The sequence below is a fragment of the Porphyrobacter sp. SLTP genome (genome assembly GCF_009905735.1).
Taxonomy (GTDB): domain Bacteria; phylum Pseudomonadota; class Alphaproteobacteria; order Sphingomonadales; family Sphingomonadaceae; genus Erythrobacter.
Genome location: NZ_JAAALE010000031.1, coordinates 1 through 18,777, shown reverse-complemented (window position 1 = coordinate 18,777; position 18,777 = coordinate 1). Strand labels below are relative to the sequence as shown.

Below are 18,777 nucleotides of genomic sequence, written 5' to 3'. Positions count from 1 at the left end.
CCCCCTGATCGACCAACTCCCCGCCGAACTCGGCAGCGCCATCGTCGCGCTGGAGATGGAGGATCATTACCTGCGGGTGCACACACTGCTGGGATCGGCGCTTGTGCTGATGCGCCTGCGTGACGGGATTGCTTTGCTGGGCGATCTGGAGGGGATGCAGGTGCACCGCAGCTGGTGGGTGGCGCGCGAAGCGGTGGAGGAGGTGGTGCGCGACGGGCGCAACATCCGTCTCAGACTGCCGCGCGGGTTGGAAGCCCCGGTCGCCCGCGCCAATGTGGCGACCCTGCGCGAGGCGCGCTGGATCTGAGCACCACGAAAAAGGCCCCCGGTGTCGCCACCGGAGGCCTGTTCTCACGCTTCAGGGCGCTCAGTGATACTTGGCGTAGCTCACGTCGAAGCGGTCCGCGTTCATCACCTTGTTCCAGGCCGAGATGAAGTCGCACACGAACTTGCCCTCGTTCCCGCTCTCGGCATAGACCTCGGCCTGCGCACGCAGCATCGAGTTTGAGCCGAAGACGAGATCGGTGCGGGTCGCGCGCCACTTTTCAGCGCCGGTTGCACGGTCGACACCGACATATTCCTCGTCACCGCTGTCATCCACGGGCGACCACTTGGTCCCCATGTCGAGCAGATTGCGGAAGAAGTCCGGTGTGAGCTTGCCCGGCGTTTCCGTGAGCACACCGATTTTATTGCCGTGATGGGCATGCTTGCTCACCGCGCCCAGCGCGCGCAATCCGCCGACCAGCACGGTCAGTTCGGGGATCGACAGGCCCATCAGATGCGCCCGGTCGATCAGCATTTCCTCGGTGCGCACCTGCGCCTTGGTCTTGAGGTAGTTGCGGAACCCGTCGGCAAACGGCTCCAGCGGTTCGAAGCTGGCCGCGTCGGTGTGCTCTTCGGTGGCATCGCCGCGCCCGCCCATGAACGGCACGGTCACATCATGCCCGGCATCGCGCGCCGCCTTCTCGACCGCTGCCGATCCGGCGAGCACGATCGCGTCGGCCATCGAAAGCTGGCCGCGATGGGCTTCGATGGTGTCGAGCACCTTGCCCAGCTCCTCGGGATCATTGACCGCCCAGTTGCGCTGCGGCTCCAGCCGCACCCGTGCGCCATTGGCACCGCCGCGGTGGTCCGAATTGCGATAGGTCGAAGCCGAGGCCCAGGCCGCCTTGACCAGCTCGCGCACGCTGAGGCCGCTGTTCAGGATCGCTTCCTTGAAACGCGCCACTTCGGCTTCGGACGGGGTGGTGCCAGCCGGGACCGGATCCATCCAGATCAGCGTTTCTTCCGGCACTTCCGGGCCGAGGTAACGCACCTTGGGCCCCATGTCGCGGTGGCAGAGCTTGAACCAAGCCCGCGCGAAAGCATCATCCAGCTGCTCAGGGTGCGCCAGGAAACGCTCGGAAATCTTGCGATATTCCGGATCGTTCTTGAGCGCCATGTCGGCCGTGGTCATCATTGTCGGCACGCGCTTGTTGGGGTCGCGCGCGTCGGGGGCGAGGTCTTCGGGATCGGGATTGATCGGCGTCCACTGGTGGGCACCAGCGGGCGATTTCACCAGTTCAAAGTCATACTTGAACAGCAGGCGGAAGTAGTCGTGGCTCCAGCTTGTCGGGTTGTTCGACCAGCTGCCCTCAATGCCCGAGGTGGTGATGTTGCCAGAGGCAATCTCGGCCTCGTCATTGAGCCAGCCGAAGCCCATCAGGTGCAGGTCTTCGCTTTCAGGCGCACCGCCAAAAGTGTCGGCCGGGTGCGCGCCGTGGGCCTTGCCGAAAGCATGGCCGCCAGCCGTGAGCGCGACGGTTTCCTCGTCATTCATCGCCATGCGGGCGAAGGTTTCGCGCATGTCGCGGGCCATGCCCTCGGGATCATGCGGATTGCCCTGCGGCCCTTCGGGATTGACGTAGATGAGGCCCATCTGGATCGCGGCGAGCGGGTTTTCGAGCGCCTTACCTTCCTGCGCGTTGATGCGCGTGGCGACGCCTTCATTGACCCACTGTTCTTCGGTGCCCCAGTAGACGCTCTCAGGCTCGAACACGTCAGCGCGGCCGCCGCCGAAGCCGAACACGGGTCCGCCCATGCTTTCGATCGCGACATTGCCGGTGAGGATGAACAGGTCCGCCCAGCTGATGTTCTTCCCGTACTTCTGCTTGATCGGCCACAGTAGGCGGCGCGCCTTATCGAGATTGCCGTTGTCGGGCCAGGAATTGAGCGGGGCGAACCGCTGCTGACCCGAGCCTGCACCGCCGCGTCCGTCTCCGGTGCGATAGGTGCCTGCTGCGTGCCAGGCCATGCGGATGAAGAACGGGCCGTAGTGGCCGTAATCCGCCGGCCACCACGGCTGGCTGTCGGTCATCAGCGCGGTGAGATCGGCCTTAAGGGCGTTGTAATCGAGCGCATTGAACGCCTCGGCGTAGTCGAAGTCCTCGCCATAGGGATTGGCGCTCTTGCCCTGCTCGGTCAGAATGTCGAGCTGCATCGCCTGCGGCCACCAATCGCGGTTGGTGCGGCCCAGCAGATTGCGCGTGTCCATGCTGCCGTGGAAGGGGCAACCGCCGCTGATATCTCCGGTCTTTGCATCCATGTTCGTCTCTCCTCTCAAATCCCAGACTCGTCCCTTGCGGGGGTCTATGGGGAGAAGATTACGCTTTCAGGATGGCGCGTCCAATCGATTAATACGCGGTTTTTGATTGAGTGAGGCGATTAGTGGCTCTCGTCATTGCGAGCCGCAGGCGAAGCAATCCATTGCCTGAGCGTGCCGCATCTGCGCGGCCCATGGATTGCCGCGTCGCCTTCGGCTCCTCGCAATGACGAACAAAAAAGGGCGGGCTCTCCAGTCGAGAGCCCGCCCTTTTTCAAGTCGGCGATGTGGCGCTTACGCCGCCTGTGCGATAGCCTCCACCGGCTCGTTACGGATCAGGAAGTCGAACGCGCCCAGACCTGCCTTCGCGCCTTCGCCCATTGCTACCACGATCTGCTTGTGCGGCACGGTGGTGCAATCGCCCGCGGCGTAGATGCCGGGGATGTTGGTCGCGCCGTGATCGTCGATCACGATCTCGCCGTGCTTCGACAGTTCGAGGCCGGTCTCGCGCAGCCATTCGGTGTTCGGCACAAGACCGATCTGCACGAAAACGCCTTCCAGCGTGATGCGGCGTTCCTCGCCATTGGCGCGGTTCTTGACGACGAGGCCGTTGACGCGGGTGCCGTCGCCCAGCACTTCGGTGGTCTGACCGTTGGTGATGATCTCGACGTTCGGCATTGAGCGCAGCTTGCGCTGGAGCACCTCGTCGGCGCGCAGCTTCACGTCGAATTCGATCAGCGTAACGTGGCCGACGATCCCGGCCAAGTCGATCGCCGCCTCGACGCCGGAGTTGCCGCCGCCGATCACCGCGATGCGCTTGCCCTTGAACAGCGGACCATCGCAGTGCGGGCAATAGGCCACGCCCTTGTTGCGATATTCCGCCTCACCCGGCACGCCGAGGTTGCGCCAGCGCGCGCCGGTCGAGAGGATCAGCGACCGCGCCCTGAGGCTCGCGCCATTGGCCATCACCACTTCATGATAACCGCCGACGTCCTTGGCCGCGCGCAGTTCCACGGCGCGGGCGAGGTCCATCAGGTCGATTTCATATTCGCCGACGTGCTTCTTCAGGCTGTCGGTCAGCTTCGGCCCTTCGGTGTAGGGCGTGCCGGGCAGGTTCTCGATCCCGAGCGTATCCATCAGCTGCCCGCCGAAGCGTTCCGCCGCGATGCCGGTGCTGAAACCCTTGCGCGCGGTATAGACCGCCGCTGCCGCGCCTGCCGGACCGCCGCCGACCACGAGCACCTCGAACGGCGCCTTGGCAGCGAGCTTCTCGGCCTGCTTGGCATCGGCGTTTGTGTCGAGCTTCGACAGGATTTCGGCCAACTCCATCTTGCCATTGTAGAACGGCTGCCCGTTCAGGAAGGTCGCGGGCACAGCCATGATATCGCGGCGCTCGACCTCATCCTGGAAGGTGCCGCCTTCAATCAGGGTGGCGGTGATGCGCGGGTTTTCCAGCGCCATCAGCGTCAGCGCCTGCACCACGTCGGGGCAGTTGTGGCACGACAGCGAGAAGAACATCTCGAAGTGGAAGTCGCCTTCCAGCGCGCGGACCTGTTCGATCAGGTCGGCATCGACCTTGGGCGGGTGCCCGCCAGCCCACAGCAGCGCGAGCACCAAGCTGGTGAATTCGTGGCCCATCGGCAGGCCGGCAAAGCGCACCCACTTTTCCGCGTCGCTCGCGCGGCGGATCACGAAACTCGGCTTGCGATCATCGGTGCCGTCAAAGCGGGCGGTGACGAGGTCATGGAGCGACGCGATCTGCTCGATCAGCTGGCGCGTCTGGCGCGACTTCTCGCTGTCATCGAGCGAGGCGACCAATTCGATCCCTTCGCGGAGATTGCCGAGATAAGTCTTGAGCTGGGCCTGCATGGCGGCGTCGAGCATGATGTCCTCCGGGCGCGGATGATCGCGCGAGAATTCTGGAATGATTTGTCGTCAGGTAACGCGGGACCGGATGATCGCCTGCCCCGGAAAGGGGAGAAGGGGCGGGCACATCCGGTCCCGGTCACGACCCGAGGGCATCAAGCCGCTCGGGATTTGTCAGTCAGCGCAGGGCGTGGGGGAGGGGGGAGGCCCCGCGCTGACCGATCGTGTCAGCTTAGATCTTGCCGACGAGATCAAGCGAAGGAGCCAGCGTGTCGCCGCCTTCTTCCCACGCAGCGGGGCAGACCTGACCGGGGTTGGCGCGCACATACTGGGCGGCCTTGATCTTGCGGGTCAGTTCGTTGGCATTGCGGCCCACGCCTTCGCAGGTGATTTCCATGATCTGGATCACGCCGTCCGGATCGACCACGAAGGTCGCACGGTCAGCGAGGCCGACGCCTTCACGCAGCACGCCGAACTGGTTCGACAGGACGTGGTTCTGGTCGCCCAGGAACGGGAAGGTCAGCTTGCTGATCTTGTCCGAGTGGTCGTGCCAGGCCTTGTGGCTGAAGTGCGTGTCGGTGCTGACAGCGTAGACTTCCACGCCCATCGCCTGAAGCGTGCCGTACTTTTCGCCCATGTCTTCCAGCTCGGTCGGGCAGACGAAGGTCCAGTCAGCCGGGTAGAAGAAGAACACCGACCACTTGCCGGCGAGATCGGCGTCGGTGACGTCGAAGAAGTCCTTGCCAGCCTGGAATGCAGTGGCCTTGAACGGCTGGAGGGTCGAACCGATGATACCCATGGGAGTTAGTCCTTTTTGGTTGGGTTGAGAGGATGGGTTGAAACTTGTCCTGCCCAAATAGGGATTATTGCGCTGCACAAAAGTTGATTGTTGCGATTGCACAAATCGCTTTTTTCAATCGTGGAGCAGGGAACCAATCGGATTAGGCGTTCATCGGGAACCTTGCCTCGCGCGCGCGCGATGATAGGCGCTTGCCCCATGCGGATTCTCCTCACTGGATCATCAGGCTGGCTTGGGCGCTTCCTTGCGCCCGCGCTTGCACGCGCAGGGCACGAAGTGACCGGACTCGACACCGCGCCTGGCGCAAATACTGATGTGCTGGGAAGCGTGGCGGATGCCGAACTGATCGAGCAGATTTTTGCCGAACGCCGCTTCGAGGCGGTGGTCCACGCCGGCGCGCTGCACAAGCCAGATATCGCCCGCTATCCGGCGAGCACCTTTGTCGAGGTCAATGTGAGCGGAACGCTCAATCTGCTCGACGCTGCGGTGCGGCACGGAGCGGGCCGCTTTGTCTTCACCTCCACCACGTCGCTGATGATCACGCGCGCGATCCGCGCCGAGACGGGGGATGCGGCGGTGTGGCTTGACGAAACAAACGGGCCGCTCACGCCGCGCAATATCTATGGGGTGACCAAGCGTTCGGCGGAGGAGCTGTGCCGCTTGTGGCACGACCTCTTCGGACTACCGGTCATCGTCCTGCGCACCGCGCGCTTCTTCCCCGAGGATGACGATACTGTCGCGGTGCCCTCGGGCGAGAACCTCAAAGCCAACGAGTTCCTCAACCGCCGCCTGACGGTGGAGGACTGCGCTTCCGCGCACCTCGCCGCGCTGGCGGCCGCGCCGCGCGTCGGCTGGGGGATCTACGTGGTGAGCGCAAGGCCGCCCTTCACCCGTGCCGATGCCTCGCGACTCAAGGCGGATGCGGCGGGCCTTATCGCCGAACGCTTTCCCGATGCGCCAGCGCTCTACGCAGCGCACGGCTGGGTGCTGCCGGACAGCATAGGGCGGGTCTACGACCCTGCCGCCATCGAGCGCGACCTCGGTTTCCGCTGCCAGACCGATTTCGCGGCGGTGCTGGCGGCGCTGCGCGAGGGGCGCGTAATGCCCTTCACTCACGATCCCGGCTACGTACCGCACAAGGAGCTGGAGCGTTAGGCGTCATCTTGGAGGTTTGCGCTGGTTCGGCGGCGCAGCCGCCGCAAGGCCGACCGGCCGCCCGCAGCGACGCTGGCAAAGCCAGCGTGAGCGAGGATGTCGCAGCCCGGAGGGGCTGCGCTAAAAAATCTGCCCGCGGTGCAGCAGCTTGTGATCGGCCAGCACCAGCGCCATCATCGCTTCCACCACTGGCGTGCCGCGGATGCCGACGCAGGGGTCGTGGCGGCCCTTGGTGACCACCTCGACCGCCTCTCCCGCCGAGTTGATCGATTCCACCGGGGTGAGGATTGACGAGGTCGGCTTGAACGCCACCCGGCACACCACCGGCTGTCCGGTCGAAATGCCGCCTGCGGTGCCGCCCGCATGGTTGCTGGCATATTCTGGCTTGCCGTCGGAGCCGGGTCGCATCCGGTCCGCGTTCTGTTCGCCGGTCAGGCGTGCGGCTTCGAAGCCGTCGCCGATCTCGACGCCCTTGACCGCATTGATGCTCATCATCGCGGCGGCCAGATCGCTGTCGAGCTTGGCATAGATCGGTGCGCCCCAGCCTGCGGGTACGCCGGTGGCGACACATTCGACGATGGCGCCGAGCGATGATCCGGCCTTGCGCGCGTCATCGACCTTGGCCTCCCACCGCTTGGCGGCTTCGGGGTCGGGGCAGAAGAACGGGTTGTTGGCGATCTCAGCATAATCGATCCGCGCCGGGTCAATCCGGTCGCCACCCAATTCGCACACATAGGCGGTGATAGTGACCTCCGGGATCACCAGCCGGGCCACGGCGCCCGCCGCGACCCGCGCGGCCGTCTCGCGCGCCGAGGAACGCCCGCCGCCGCGATAATCGCGGATGCCGTATTTGGCGTCATAGGCGTAATCGGCATGGCCGGGGCGATATTGCTGGGCGATGGCGCTGTAGTCTTTGGAGCGCTGGTCGGTGTTCTCGATGTGCAGGGCGATCGGCGTGCCGGTGGTCTTGCCCTCGAACACGCCGGACAAAATCCGCACCAGATCATCCTCGCGCCGCTGGGTGGTGAAACGGCTGGTGCCCGGCTTGCGCGCGTCCATGAAGGGCTGGATGAACTCTTCGGAGATCGCGAGGCCCGGTGGGCACCCATCGACGACCGCGCCCAGCGCAGGCCCATGACTTTCGCCCCAAGTGGTAAAGCGCAGCACGCGCCCGAAGGTGTTCCAGCTCATGGGGCCGTGCTTTTACCCAAAGTCCCGTTCGTGTCGAGCATTCGGCGTTTTTTGGTTCGCGCCAAGCGGCCAAGGAGCGAAGGTCTCGTGCTTGCGGCGGAGCCGCTCTGTCATCACACGCCTTGAGAAATTGGGGCTGCGCCCCAAGCGATGCCTTCTTGGCTTCTTGGCCGCTTGGCGCGAACCCGCTTTGCATCCTGCTGCGGACAAGGCAGGAGGGTGGCTGGTCAAAGCGCGCGGTGTCGGGCAAGAACAAACCATGATTGCAAAGCTCTCAGGCAGGCTCGATGCGACCGGTGAGGACTGGGCTGTGGTCGATGTCGGCGGGGTCGGCTACCTCGTCCACTGCTCCAGCCGCACGCTCGCCGCGTTGGGCGAAGTGGGGGAGGGCTGCACCGTCCATACGCAATTGCAGGTGAGCGAGAATGACATGCGCCTGCTCGGCTTTGCCGACAGCGCCGAGCGGGACTGGTTCCGGCTGCTCACCGGCGTGCAGGGCGTGGGGAGCAAGGTGGCCCTCGCGATCCTCTCCGCGCTTGCAACCGGAGACCTGCGCGACGCGTGCGGCAAGGGCGACGCCGCGATGGTCGCCCGCGCGCAAGGCGTGGGGCCGAAGCTGGCGGGCCGGATCGTCAACGAGCTGAAGGACAAGGCAGGCGCGATGCCGGGCGGCTCGGGCGGCTTTGCGGCCGGCGTCGCGGCGGCCCCCGCAGGCAGCAAGGGCGCGGACGCAGCGAGCGCGCTGGAGAACCTGGGGTTCAAGCCTGCCGTGGCGGCGCAGGCCGTGGCGCGGGCGCTGGAAGAACTGGGCGAGGGCGCGAGCGAGGGCGACCTGATCCGCGTGGCACTGAAGAAGGCGGCGGGGTGATGGGACGCAATGACTGACCCCCTCCACACCCCCACCCGTCAGCCCGGCGACCCGGACGCAGCACTGCGCCCGCGGCGGCTCGCCGAATTTGTCGGGCAGGAGGCTGCCAAGGGGAACCTTGCGGTCTTCATCGCCGCGGCGCGCGCGCGGGGTGAGGCGATGGATCATACGCTGTTCTTCGGGCCCCCCGGCCTCGGCAAGACCACGCTGGCGCAGATCATCGCGGGCGAATTGGGTGTCGGCTTCCGCGCCACTTCCGGCCCTGTCATCGCCAAGGCGGGGGACCTGGCCGCGCTGCTCACCAATCTCGAACCGCATGACGTGCTGTTCATCGACGAGATCCACCGCCTATCCCCCGTCGTCGAGGAAGTGCTCTATCCCGCGATGGAGGACCGCGCGCTGGATCTGATCATCGGTGAGGGGCCGTCGGCGCGCTCCGTGCGGATCGACCTGCCGCCCTTCACGCTGATCGGCGCGACCACCCGGCAGGGTTTGCTGACCACGCCGCTACGCGACCGCTTCGGCATTCCCGTCAGGCTCAACTTCTACAGCCACGAGGAACTGGAGCGCGTCGTCACCCGCGCGGCCGGGCTGCTTGGCCTCGCAATCCAGCCCGATGGCGCGCACGAGATCGCTCGCCGCAGCCGGGGCACGCCGCGAGTCGCGGGCCGCCTGCTGCGCCGCGTGCGCGACTTTGCCGATGTCGCGGGCGCGGCGGCTGTCACCCGCCATGTCGCGGATGAAGCGCTGACCCGGCTGGAGATCGACCGGCTCGGTCTGGACGCTATGGACCGGCGCTACCTCACCATGATCGCGACCACCTACAAGGGCGGCCCGGTCGGCATCGAGACGCTGGCGGCTGGCCTTGCCGAGCCGCGCGACACGGTGGAGGACGTGGTCGAGCCTTATCTCATCCAGCTCGGCCTGATCGCCCGTACCGCGCGGGGGCGGGTGCTGAACGATGGCGGCTGGGCGCATCTGGAGCTGACCCCGCCGAGAGAATCACCTCCCAGCCAAGCCGGGCTGTTCGAGGACTGATCACCGGCCTCCTCGTTAACCAATTGGCTAACGGCACCCCCGTTTTCGGTGCCAGTTCGGGACAGCGCGCCCGAAATCCCGTGATTTGCGGCCGATTTGCGCCGTTCCCGGCCCTCCGGCGTGGTTAAGCGGATTGCCCGCCAGCGCCTTCTGACATCAAAAGAACGCTGGATTTGGGGGAAGTGCGGACAGTCCGCATCCACCCCGCAGGCAAACAGGGTTACCGACTATGTCGCTCAAACTGGCCATCGCGAAGCTTTCCGCCGCTGCTGCGGGTGTCGCATTGTTGCAAGGCGGCGCGGTGCGCATGGCCGAGCCGATGAACACCGCCGCGCCGGATTACTCGACCAACATCGACGGCAAGCTCGTCGCGGTCGATCCGGTGACGGGGGCGCGCTACATCAAGACGCGTGAGCGCGACATTCCGATGCCGGAACAGCGCCGCCGCCGGATTGTCGAGCGCACGATTGAATGTCAGCCGGTGGGTCCGGCCGGCACCGTCGCTGCGGCAAGCGCGCCTGCCGGGGCCACGCAGGCCTATTTCGACGCCAATGAATGTCCGCCGATCACGCAGATGGCCTATATGCCTGCGCCGCTCCCGCCGCTTCCGCCGATTTCGGGCGGCGGCGGCGTTGGCGGCGGCTGGGGCGGTGGCTTCGGTGGCGGCTTTGGCGGCGGATTCGGCGGTGGCTTCTTCGGCGGCTTCTTCGGCGGTGGCGGTTCGTCCTCGGGCGATGTGTCGGTTTCGACCACCACCTCGACCTCGGGCGGCAGCAGCAGCAGCGGATCGAGCGGCGTCGTCGTCGATATCGACATCGACAACTCCACGTCGACAACCTCGTCGTCAGGCCAGATCAGCTCTTCGACCGGGCAGGTGTCGACCTCGACTTCGACCGGGCAGGTTTCGTCCAGCACCGGCGCGGTGTCGAGCACCAGCACCTCTGGTAACGTCAGTTCCTCGACCGGCGCGGTCTCTTCCAGCACGGGCGCAGTCTCGTCGAGCACCGGCGCGGTGTCGTCGAGCACCGGCGCGGTGTCGAGCTCCTCGGGCAACGTGTCCAGTTCCTCGGGCAATGTCAGCTCCTCGACCGGCGCGGTGACATCCTCGGGTTCGTCGTCCTCGTCTTCTTCGTCGAGCTCGTCTTCGTCGTCCTCTTCGTCCTCGTCCTCTTCGGGCGGTGGCAGCAGCGGCAAGCCGGGCGGAAGCTCGGGCCATCCGGGCAGCACGTCTTCGGGCGGTTCGGGTTCGTCCTCCGGTTCGTCGGGCTCGAGCTCCTCGGGCGGCAGCAGCGGGTCTTCGGGTAGCAGCTCGTCCTCGTCTTCGGGGAGCAGCAGCTCCTCCTCATCGGGCGGCGCGACCAGTGGCGGCAGCACTTCTGGTGACATGACCAGCAGCACCAGCGGCAGCTCGTCGTCCTCGTCCTCCTCCTCGTCTTCGTCTTCGAGCAGCTCCAGCGGCTCGTCGGGGAGCAGCGGTTCGTCGGGGTCGAGCTCGTCTTCGGGCAGCAGCAGTTCCTCGTCGTCGTCGTCGTCTTCGTCGAGCAGCAGCAGCTCCTCCTCCTCGGGCGGTCATGACGTGCCCGCGCCGCCGATGACGATCCTGTTCGGCCTTGCCGCCGCAGCGATCCTCGGGCGCCGCAAGTTCCTCGGCTAAGCCGGGACGATCAGACACAACAAAAGGGGCGGCCTGATCGGGCCGCCCCTTTTTGTTTGCGCTTCAGAATTATGGCTTAAGGCTTGTCGACCGGCTGCTGCGCGGCTTCCCAGGCGAGCATCCCGCCTTCGAGATGCTCGACGGGCTCACCCGTCACCGCGGCCAGTTTCTCGCCCGCCATCGCCGAGCGGCGGCCCGAGCGACAATAGAGCACGACCTCGCGCCCATCCGACAGATCGAGCGCGGTGGGATCGAACTGGTCGAGCGGGATGTGTTCCGCGCCGGGGATCACGCCCTCGGCCACTTCGGCAGTGGTGCGCACGTCGATCAGGCGGACATTGCCCTTTTCAAGCCGCGCGGCCAGCTCTTCCGGCGAAAGCGCGATCAGCGGAGCGGGTGCTGCCGGAGCAGGCACCGCCGAATCGTCCGCCGCGCCTTCGCTCACCCCGGCCATCGCCAGTTCAAAGCCTAGCGGCGCAGACGGCCCCTTGCGCCCCTCGCTCGCCCCGCTCGCTTCGCCGCCGCAGGCTGCCAGCGCCAGCAGAACGGGCGCGAGCGGCAGAGCGGGAGCAAGCCAAAGGGCGAGGCGGGCTGGTGTCATGCCTCTCCTTATGCCGCAAGCTTGCGCAAAACGTAATGGAGAATCCCGCCGTGGCGGTAATATTCCATTTCATTTGCGGTATCTATGCGACACAGCGCGGTGAAGCTGAACTGCGTGCCGTCTTCGCGGGTGACCTCCACCGTGATGTCCTGGCCAGGGGTCAGATCGGCCAGACCGCGGATCGAGAAGGTGTCGGTTGCCGACAGGCCGAGGGTGGCGCGGGTGTCGCCTTCCTTGAACTGCAAGGGCAGCACGCCCATGCCGACGAGGTTCGAGCGGTGGATACGTTCGAAGCTTTCGACGATCACCATGCGGACGCCGAGCAGGATCGTGCCCTTTGCCGCCCAGTCGCGCGACGAGCCGGTGCCGTATTCCTTGCCGCCGATGACGACGAGGGGCGTGCCATCTTCCTTGTGACGCATCGCGGCGTCGTAGATCGCCATGGTCTCGCCACCATAGGTCGAGAAGCCGCCTTCGACGCCGGGGACCATCTCGTTCTTGATGCGGATATTGGCGAAGGTGCCGCGCATCATCACTTCGTGGTGGCCGCGGCGCGAGCCGTAGGAGTTGAAGTCCTTCTTGGCGACCTGGTTGGCCATCAGGAACTTGCCGCCCGGGCTGTCTTCCTTGATCGAACCGGCGGGCGAGATGTGATCCGTGGTGACCGAATCGCCGAGGATCGCCAGCGGCTTGGCATCGAGGATGTCCATGATCGGCGCGGGCGTCATGGTCATGCCCTCGAAATAGGGCGGGTTGGCGACATAGGTCGAACCGGCGCGCCACTGATAGGTGTCCGACGGCTCAACCGTGATCGCCTGCCAGTGCTCGTCACCATCATAGACGTTGGCATAGCGGTTCACGAACATCGAACGGTCGATGTTGGCGGCGCGGTTCTCGGCGATTTCGGCGTTGGTCGGCCACAGATCGGCGAGCATCACGTCATTGCCGTTCTGGTCCTGCCCGATCGGGGTGGTGGTGATGTCCTCGGTGACGGTGCCCTTCAGCGCATAGGCCACCACCAGCGGCGGCGAGGCGAGGAAGTTGGCGCGCACATCGGGGCTGACGCGGCCTTCGAAGTTGCGGTTGCCCGAGAGGACCGAGGCAGCGACGATATCATTGCCATTGATCGCGGCGCTGATCGGCGCAGCGAGCGGGCCGGAATTGCCGATGCAGGTCGTGCAGCCATAGCCGACAAGGTCGAAGCCGATGGCGTCGAGGTGGGTCTGAAGGCCCGACTTGACGAGGTAATCCGTGACCACCTGCGATCCGGGGGCGAGCGAGGTCTTGACCCAGGGCTTGGGCTTGAGGCCCTTCTCGTTGGCCTTCTTCGCAACCAGACCAGCGGCGATCAGCACATCGGGGTTGGAGGTGTTGGTGCAGCTGGTGATGGCCGCGATCACCACGTCGCCATCGCCGATATCGTGGCTCGCGCCTTCGACGCCCACGCGCGCGGCAGCGGACTTGCCATAGACCTTGGACAGGTCAGCGTTGAACAGATCGTCGACTTCCTGAAGGATCACCTTGTCCTGCGGGCGCTTGGGGCCCGCAAGGCTCGGGACGACCGCGGCCATGTCGAGGCTGAGGGTCTTGGTGAAAACCGGCACGTTGGCGGGGTCGAACCACATGCCCTGCGCCTTGGCATAGGCTTCGACCAGCGCGATGTTCTCTTCGCTGCGGCCGGTGAGGCGCAGGTAATCGAGGGTCTTGTCGTCGATGCCGAAGAAGCCGCAGGTCGCGCCGTATTCGGGGGCCATGTTGGCGATGGTCGCGCGGTCGGCGAGGGTGAGGTTGGCAACGCCCGGCCCGTAGAACTCGACGAAGCGGCCCACCACGCCGACATTGCGGAGCATCTGCACGCAGGTCAGCACGAGGTCGGTCGCGGTCACGCCTTCGGCCATTGCGCCTTCGAGATAGAAGCCGACCACTTCGGGGATCAGCATCGAGACCGGCTGGCCGAGCATCGCGGCTTCCGCCTCGATCCCGCCGACGCCCCAGCCCAACACGCCGAGGCCATTGATCATGGTGGTGTGGCTATCGGTCCCGACGCAGGTGTCGGGATAGGCGACCATCTGGCCGTCCGGGCCTTCGCTCGACCACACAGCCTGCGCGAGGTGTTCAAGGTTCACCTGGTGGCAGATGCCGGTGCCCGGAGGCACGGCGGTGAAGTTCTGGAAGCTCTTGGAACCCCACTTGAGGAAGTCGTAACGCTCGGCATTACGCTCGTATTCGAGCGCCATGTTCGCTTCCATCGCCTTGGGATGGCCGAATTCGTCGACCATCACCGAGTGGTCGATCACAAGGTTGACCGGCACCAGCGGGTTGATCTTGGCAGTATCGCCGCCGAGCTTCTTGATCGCATCGCGCATCGCGGCCAGATCGACCACGCAAGGCACGCCGGTGAAATCCTGAAGCAGCACGCGCGCCGGGCGGTACTGGATTTCTTCGCCGGTGGTGGGGTTGGCCTGCCAGTCGACAATCGCCTGAATGTGCTCGCGGCCCACGGTGAAGCCGCCGTCTTCAAAGCGCAGCAGGTTTTCGAGCAGCACCTTCATCGAGATCGGCAACTTGGAGATATCGCCCAGCTGCTCAGCGGCTTTCGCGAGCGAATAATAGGCGTATTGCTTGCCGTTAACGTCAAGCGTCTGGCGGGTGCCGAGCGAATCCTGGCCGATTGCGGTCATGGGAGGGTTCCATCCTTATGATTAGACCCGCCCCCGATCCACCAAGGGCGCGGTTTTCGAGGGCGCACTGCGCTTTCAGACGCGCGAGGTCAAGGGGGGCAAGGGGCTTACGGCCCTTGGCAAAACGTCTTAGCCGGCGGGGACGGGTGCAGGGCGCCCGGGGCGCGTAGCCAGCCAGCATCCGCCGACGATCAGCGCTGTCCCGGCGAGCGTCGGCAGCGTCACCGCCTCGCGGAAGAACAGCCAGCCGAAGATGCTGGCCCAGACGAAGCCCGAATATTCGGTCGGCACCAGCACATTCGCCTCGGCCCGCGCATAGGCCCAGGCGATGGCGAGCGATCCTGCCACCGTCAGCGCGCCCGCCGCCAGCAGCGGCACCAAGGCGTCGCCCGAGGGCGTCTCCCACAGGAATGGGGCGAGCGTCAGCAGCACGAGCCCGCCGATCCCGCTATGAAAGGTCGCGATCTCCAACGGCCCGGCCACCTGCGCCTGCCGCCGGATGACGATGAAATTATAGGCATAGAGCAGCGCCGAGACGAACAGTGAGGCCACGCCCAGCGCCGCGCCTTCATCGAACTCGCCCTGCCCGATCCGTCCGCCAACAATCACCAGCGTGCCCGCAAAGCCGAGCACGCTCGCCCCGATCGCCGCGCGGCTGATCACCTCACCCAGCAGCACACGGGCCAGATAGAGCGCGATCAGCGGGGCGATGAAGCTCAAGGCAATCGCCTCGGCCAGCGGCAGCAGGGTCAGCGAAAAGAAAAAGGTCAGCGCCATGAAGGCCGACACCACCCCGCGGGTCAGGTGCAGCATCCACACCGCCCGGCTCGGCATCGCTGGTCCGCGCGACAGCCACACCGGCGCGATCAGCGCGGCGCCGATGAAAGCCCGCAGCACCGTGGCGGTATAGGCCCCGATCAGCAGCGCCGCCTCTTTCATGAAGGCATCCATCAGCGACAGGAAGCCCACGCCCGCCAGCGCAGCGACAAACGGCAGCAGAGGATGATGGCGCGGCGGCATGGGCGCTCCTTAAGCGCAGGTGGCCCCAAGGTCACGCCAAGGACACAGGGGTGTGAACATTAATCCAGGTGAAAGCCAAGGTGGTTGATAGGAGCAAGGCTGAGAATGTATGCAGCTTGCGACGATTATTGGTCGCGATCCCAAGCGGCACGGGGCGAAAAGGCAGTATCGAGATGAAGTTTCCCGGCAAATTGGCAGGTGGCATCAGCGCCGCGGCGCTGGTGGCGAGTGCGGCCTTCGCGCAGGAGAGCGGCACGCCTGCGCCGGCCAACTCCGCGCCCGCGCGCAGCGAGAGCAAGAGCGGCGCCCAACCCGCCACGCTTCCGCCGCAGGGCGAATCCGTGGCCGAAGCCTTTGCTCAGCCAGTGTTTGAACCGCTGTTGCAGGCCTGGACCGTGGCGCAGGCCACGCGGCTGGTCGCGGTGATCGAGGGGATCGGCGCGGAAGGGCTCGACCCCAAGGACTATGATCTCGAACCGCTCAAGGTCGCGCTGGCGTCCGGCCCGTCGAAGGAATTGAACGAGCTCGCCTCGCAAAGCTTCGTGTGGCTGGTCGAAGATCTGCGTGATGGGCGCACGCCGATGGATGCGCGCGAGCAATGGTTCGTGGTCGATCCTGACCGGGATCTCTACCCCGCTGGCAAGATCATGGCCGAAGCACTGGCGAGCGGCGACATTGCCGGCACGCTGGCCAAGCTCAACCCGACCCACCCCGACTATGCCAAGCTCAAGGCGGAACTCGCCGCAACGTCGGACGGCCAGACCGCCAAGCGCAAGCTGATCCGCGCCAACATGGACCGCTGGCGCTGGCTGCAACGCGATCTCGGCTCGCAATACCTGATCACCAACGTGCCCGAATTCCAGCTGCGGTTGACGGTCAAGAACCGCATCATCAGCACCTACCGCACCATCGTCGGCAAGCCCGGCCGCACCGCGACGCCGCAGCTTGCCGAAATGGTCGAAGGCGTGGTGTTCAACCCGACCTGGACCGTGCCGCAGTCGATCGTGAAGGGTGAGGGTCTCGGTGCCCGCGCCCTCGCCAACCCCGCTTGGGCCAAGCGCAACGGCTATGTCGCGACCAAGGGTGCGAACGGCTATATCACTGTCGTGCAGCAGCCCGGACCGGGCAATTCGCTGGGGCAGATGAAGCTCGAAATGCCCAATGCCCACGCGATCTTCTTCCACGACACGCCGTCACGCCATCTGTTTGGTGCCGAGTTCCGGGCCCTGAGCCACGGCTGCGTGCGCACCGAACGTGCGCTGGAACTGGCGATGACGATGGCGATCCTCGGCAAGGGCGCGACCAAGGACGAGGCTGTGGCGATCTCGACCTCGGGCAAATACACCAAGGTGATGCTCGAAAAGCAGTGGCCTGCCTATATCACCTATTTCACGATGGCATCCGACATCAATGGCCAGATGGCGACCTTCAAGGACATCTATGGTCGCGATACCAAGGTTCTCGCCAGCCTCGACAAGCCGCGCGTGCGCAACCGCACCAGCGTGCCGACCGACGAGGTGATCGTGATCGAGGATGATTTGCAGGACAGCTAAGCGGGCGCGGGCAGCGCCTTAGTAAGCGCTGATCGTCGGCCGGGGGTAGAGATCGAGCGGCTGACGCTCGATCATCGCCAGTTCGGGAACCGGCTGGATGCTGCCGTCCTCTTCCAGCCCCAGCGAATCGGCGAACAGCAAGCGCCCGCCGGACAGGTGCATCAGCGCCACGCGGAACTGTTCCTCGCCCATCGCGAAGCATCCGTTGGAGCGGCCCAGGCGGCCCCATTTTTCGAGGTGGCTGCTCTCGGCATAATCGGCGCGGTGCATCACGATGTAGCGTTGCAGCGCGGCGTTGTTGCTCTCGTCCAGCCCGCCGAGGCGCACGGAGGTGCCATAACGGCCCTTGTACCATTCCCACGTCACATAAGCGCCGCGGCTGGTCGCGTTGGAGCCCTCGGTGTTCGAGAATTGCTTGAGCCACCCGTCATGCTGCGGGTCGGAACCCATGCCGTGGCTGACGTGGTAGGACTGCACTTCAGCGCGTTCGAGATTGACGAAGTGGAAGCGCGGCTTGGCCGAATGGAGGCCGAAATCGGCGATCCCGACGATGTCGTGTTTCCAGATCGCATTGCCCGCGCGCAGCAGTTCGCGCTTGGCGATGTCGAACAGGATGCGGTCGCGCGGAGAGCCGGGGGCGACGGACGCAAACAGGCGGGATGGCAGCGCCAATGCTGCCCCCGCTGCCAGAGTGCCTTTCAGAAGATCCCGACGCTTCATTGAACCGTAACGTAAACCGCGCTGGTTGCGTTCCCAATGGGGCGGGCAACGGTTCATCGCAACTATGGCTCACTTCGTAGAGGATGGTGCCGGAAACACGCTGTTTGCCGCAGCCATGGTCAGCATCGAAGCGGCATGGCGGGCGGCGACGATGCGCGGATCATCGCCGTAACCACCCCCCAATGCGCTCGCAACCACCACGCCACGACTGCGGCACGAGCTGACAACGAAGCGGTCACGCAGCGCCAATCCGGCATCGGTCAGCGCCAGCCGCCCTAGCTTGTCGTCAACATGCGGATCGACGCCTGCCTGATAGAGCACGAAGTCCGGCGCGAATTCGGCGAACACGTGCGGCAGGTGGCGGGTGAGGGCTTCCATGTAGCCATCGTCGTCCACACCGTCAGGCAGGCCGACATCGCAGCTGGAGCGCGCCTTCCTGACCGGGAAGTTCTTCTCGGCGTGCAGCGAGAGGGTGAAGATGTCCTCGCGGCCTGCGGTAAGGCTCGCGGTGCCGTCGCCCTGATGGACGTCGCAGTCGACGATCAGCACGCGTGCGGCGTGACGCTCGGCAATCAGGCGGTTGGCGGTGACGGCGAGATCGTTGAACACGCAGTACCCCGCGCCGGTATCATGCAGCGCATGGTGGCTCCCGGCGGCGGAGTTAGCGGCGTAGCCATGCTGGCGGGCGAGCTGCGCCGCGAGCCAGGTGCCGCCATTGGTGTGGCGCACGCGGCTGGTGATCGCGGGGGTGACGGGAAAACCGATCCGGCGTTCCTTGTCGCGCGGAACCTCGGCGCGGAACACCTGATCGACGTAATCGGGGCAATGCACCGCTTCGAGCCATTCGCGCGGCATGGGGTCGGGCGCGTGCTCGATGATCGGCGTTCCGCTCGCGCGCAACTCCTCCATGACCAGATAGTACTTGTCGAAGCGGAAGGTGCCGCGATCCGGTCGGGGCGCCATGTAGTCGGCGTGGTGGACGACGTGGAGCAAGGCCTAGAGCCAGCCTGAATGCTCGGCGAGGATTTTCACCCCCAGCCCGATCAGGAT

15 protein-coding genes are annotated in these 18,777 nt (G+C 65.5%); 6 read left to right on the top strand and 9 right to left on the bottom strand.

Annotated features, from left to right (window positions below; all coding sequences use genetic code 11):
• Nucleotides 1-307 (top strand): LytTR family DNA-binding domain-containing protein (locus GVM20_RS16145; protein ID WP_166548211.1); only part of this gene is annotated, 307 nt, incomplete at its 5' end.
• 60 nt (nt 308-367) lie between these two features.
• On the opposite strand, the gene katG is transcribed toward GVM20_RS16145, so the two are convergent.
• The 3 genes from katG to ahpC all read right to left on the bottom strand — a co-directional run bounded on the left by katG (nt 368) and on the right by ahpC (nt 5,246).
• Entirely contained in the window at nt 368-2,584 is a 2,217-nt protein-coding gene (gene katG, locus GVM20_RS16140; RefSeq protein ID WP_166548210.1) for a catalase/peroxidase HPI, read from the bottom strand.
• 291 nt (nt 2,585-2,875) lie between these two features.
• Nucleotides 2,876-4,465 (bottom strand): alkyl hydroperoxide reductase subunit F, encoded by a 1,590-nt coding sequence (ahpF, locus tag GVM20_RS16135; RefSeq protein ID WP_166548209.1) that lies wholly within the window; start codon nt 4,463-4,465, stop codon nt 2,876-2,878.
• 214 nt (nt 4,466-4,679) lie between these two features.
• The gene (ahpC, locus tag GVM20_RS16130) at nt 4,680-5,246 is read right to left on the bottom strand and encodes an alkyl hydroperoxide reductase subunit C (RefSeq protein WP_166548208.1); all 567 of its coding nucleotides are present in this window, start codon (nt 5,244-5,246) and stop codon (nt 4,680-4,682) included.
• A gap of 198 nt (nt 5,247-5,444) precedes the next feature.
• On the opposite strand from ahpC, the gene GVM20_RS16125 reads away from it, so the two are divergent.
• On the top strand, nt 5,445-6,401 hold the full coding sequence (locus tag GVM20_RS16125) for an NAD-dependent epimerase/dehydratase family protein (RefSeq protein ID WP_166548207.1): 957 nt from the start codon (nt 5,445-5,447) through the stop codon (nt 6,399-6,401).
• A 120-nt stretch (nt 6,402-6,521) separates the two neighbouring features.
• Here the strand turns inward: GVM20_RS16125 and aroC are convergent, their stop codons facing one another.
• On the bottom strand, nt 6,522-7,592 hold the full coding sequence (aroC, locus tag GVM20_RS16120) for a chorismate synthase (RefSeq protein ID WP_166548206.1): 1,071 nt from the start codon (nt 7,590-7,592) through the stop codon (nt 6,522-6,524).
• A 259-nt stretch (nt 7,593-7,851) separates the two neighbouring features.
• Between aroC and ruvA the strand changes: the two genes are divergently transcribed.
• The 3 genes from ruvA (at nt 7,852) to GVM20_RS16105 (ending at nt 11,152) form a co-directional block, all read left to right on the top strand.
• Nucleotides 7,852-8,460, top strand: a complete 609-nt coding sequence (ruvA, locus tag GVM20_RS16115; RefSeq protein WP_166548205.1) for a Holliday junction branch migration protein RuvA — start codon at nt 7,852-7,854, stop codon at nt 8,458-8,460.
• A 9-nt stretch (nt 8,461-8,469) separates the two neighbouring features.
• Nucleotides 8,470-9,498 (top strand): Holliday junction branch migration DNA helicase RuvB, encoded by a 1,029-nt coding sequence (ruvB, locus tag GVM20_RS16110; protein WP_166548204.1) that lies wholly within the window; start codon nt 8,470-8,472, stop codon nt 9,496-9,498.
• 229 nt (nt 9,499-9,727) lie between these two features.
• Nucleotides 9,728-11,152 carry a hypothetical protein gene (locus GVM20_RS16105; RefSeq protein WP_166548203.1) on the top strand — a complete coding sequence of 475 codons (1,425 nt, stop codon included), beginning with the start codon at nt 9,728-9,730 and terminating at the stop codon, nt 11,150-11,152.
• A gap of 76 nt (nt 11,153-11,228) precedes the next feature.
• Here GVM20_RS16105 and GVM20_RS16100 read toward each other — a convergent pair whose 3' ends face one another.
• The 3 genes from GVM20_RS16100 to GVM20_RS16090 form a co-directional block, all read right to left on the bottom strand.
• Nucleotides 11,229-11,753 carry a rhodanese-like domain-containing protein gene (locus GVM20_RS16100; RefSeq protein ID WP_166548202.1) on the bottom strand — a complete coding sequence of 175 codons (525 nt, stop codon included), beginning with the start codon at nt 11,751-11,753 and terminating at the stop codon, nt 11,229-11,231.
• A gap of 8 nt (nt 11,754-11,761) precedes the next feature.
• Nucleotides 11,762-14,434: an aconitate hydratase AcnA gene (gene acnA, locus GVM20_RS16095; RefSeq protein ID WP_166548201.1), complete on the bottom strand. Its 2,673-nt coding sequence runs from the start codon at nt 14,432-14,434 to the stop codon at nt 11,762-11,764.
• Nucleotides 14,435-14,563: 129 nt separating this feature from the next.
• Entirely contained in the window at nt 14,564-15,454 is an 891-nt protein-coding gene (locus GVM20_RS16090) for a DMT family transporter (protein WP_166548200.1), read from the bottom strand.
• 173 nt (nt 15,455-15,627) lie between these two features.
• Between GVM20_RS16090 and GVM20_RS16085 the strand changes: the two genes are divergently transcribed.
• Entirely contained in the window at nt 15,628-17,007 is a 1,380-nt protein-coding gene (locus GVM20_RS16085; protein WP_166548199.1) for a L,D-transpeptidase family protein, read from the top strand.
• A gap of 18 nt (nt 17,008-17,025) precedes the next feature.
• Here GVM20_RS16085 and GVM20_RS16080 read toward each other — a convergent pair whose 3' ends face one another.
• Both GVM20_RS16080 and GVM20_RS16075 read right to left on the bottom strand, forming a co-directional pair.
• Nucleotides 17,026-17,727 carry a murein L,D-transpeptidase catalytic domain-containing protein gene (locus GVM20_RS16080; protein WP_166548198.1) on the bottom strand — a complete coding sequence of 234 codons (702 nt, stop codon included), beginning with the start codon at nt 17,725-17,727 and terminating at the stop codon, nt 17,026-17,028.
• A gap of 69 nt (nt 17,728-17,796) precedes the next feature.
• Nucleotides 17,797-18,690 (bottom strand): histone deacetylase family protein, encoded by an 894-nt coding sequence (locus tag GVM20_RS16075; protein WP_199799664.1) that lies wholly within the window; start codon nt 18,688-18,690, stop codon nt 17,797-17,799.
• Nucleotides 18,691-18,777 lie beyond the last annotated feature (87 nt).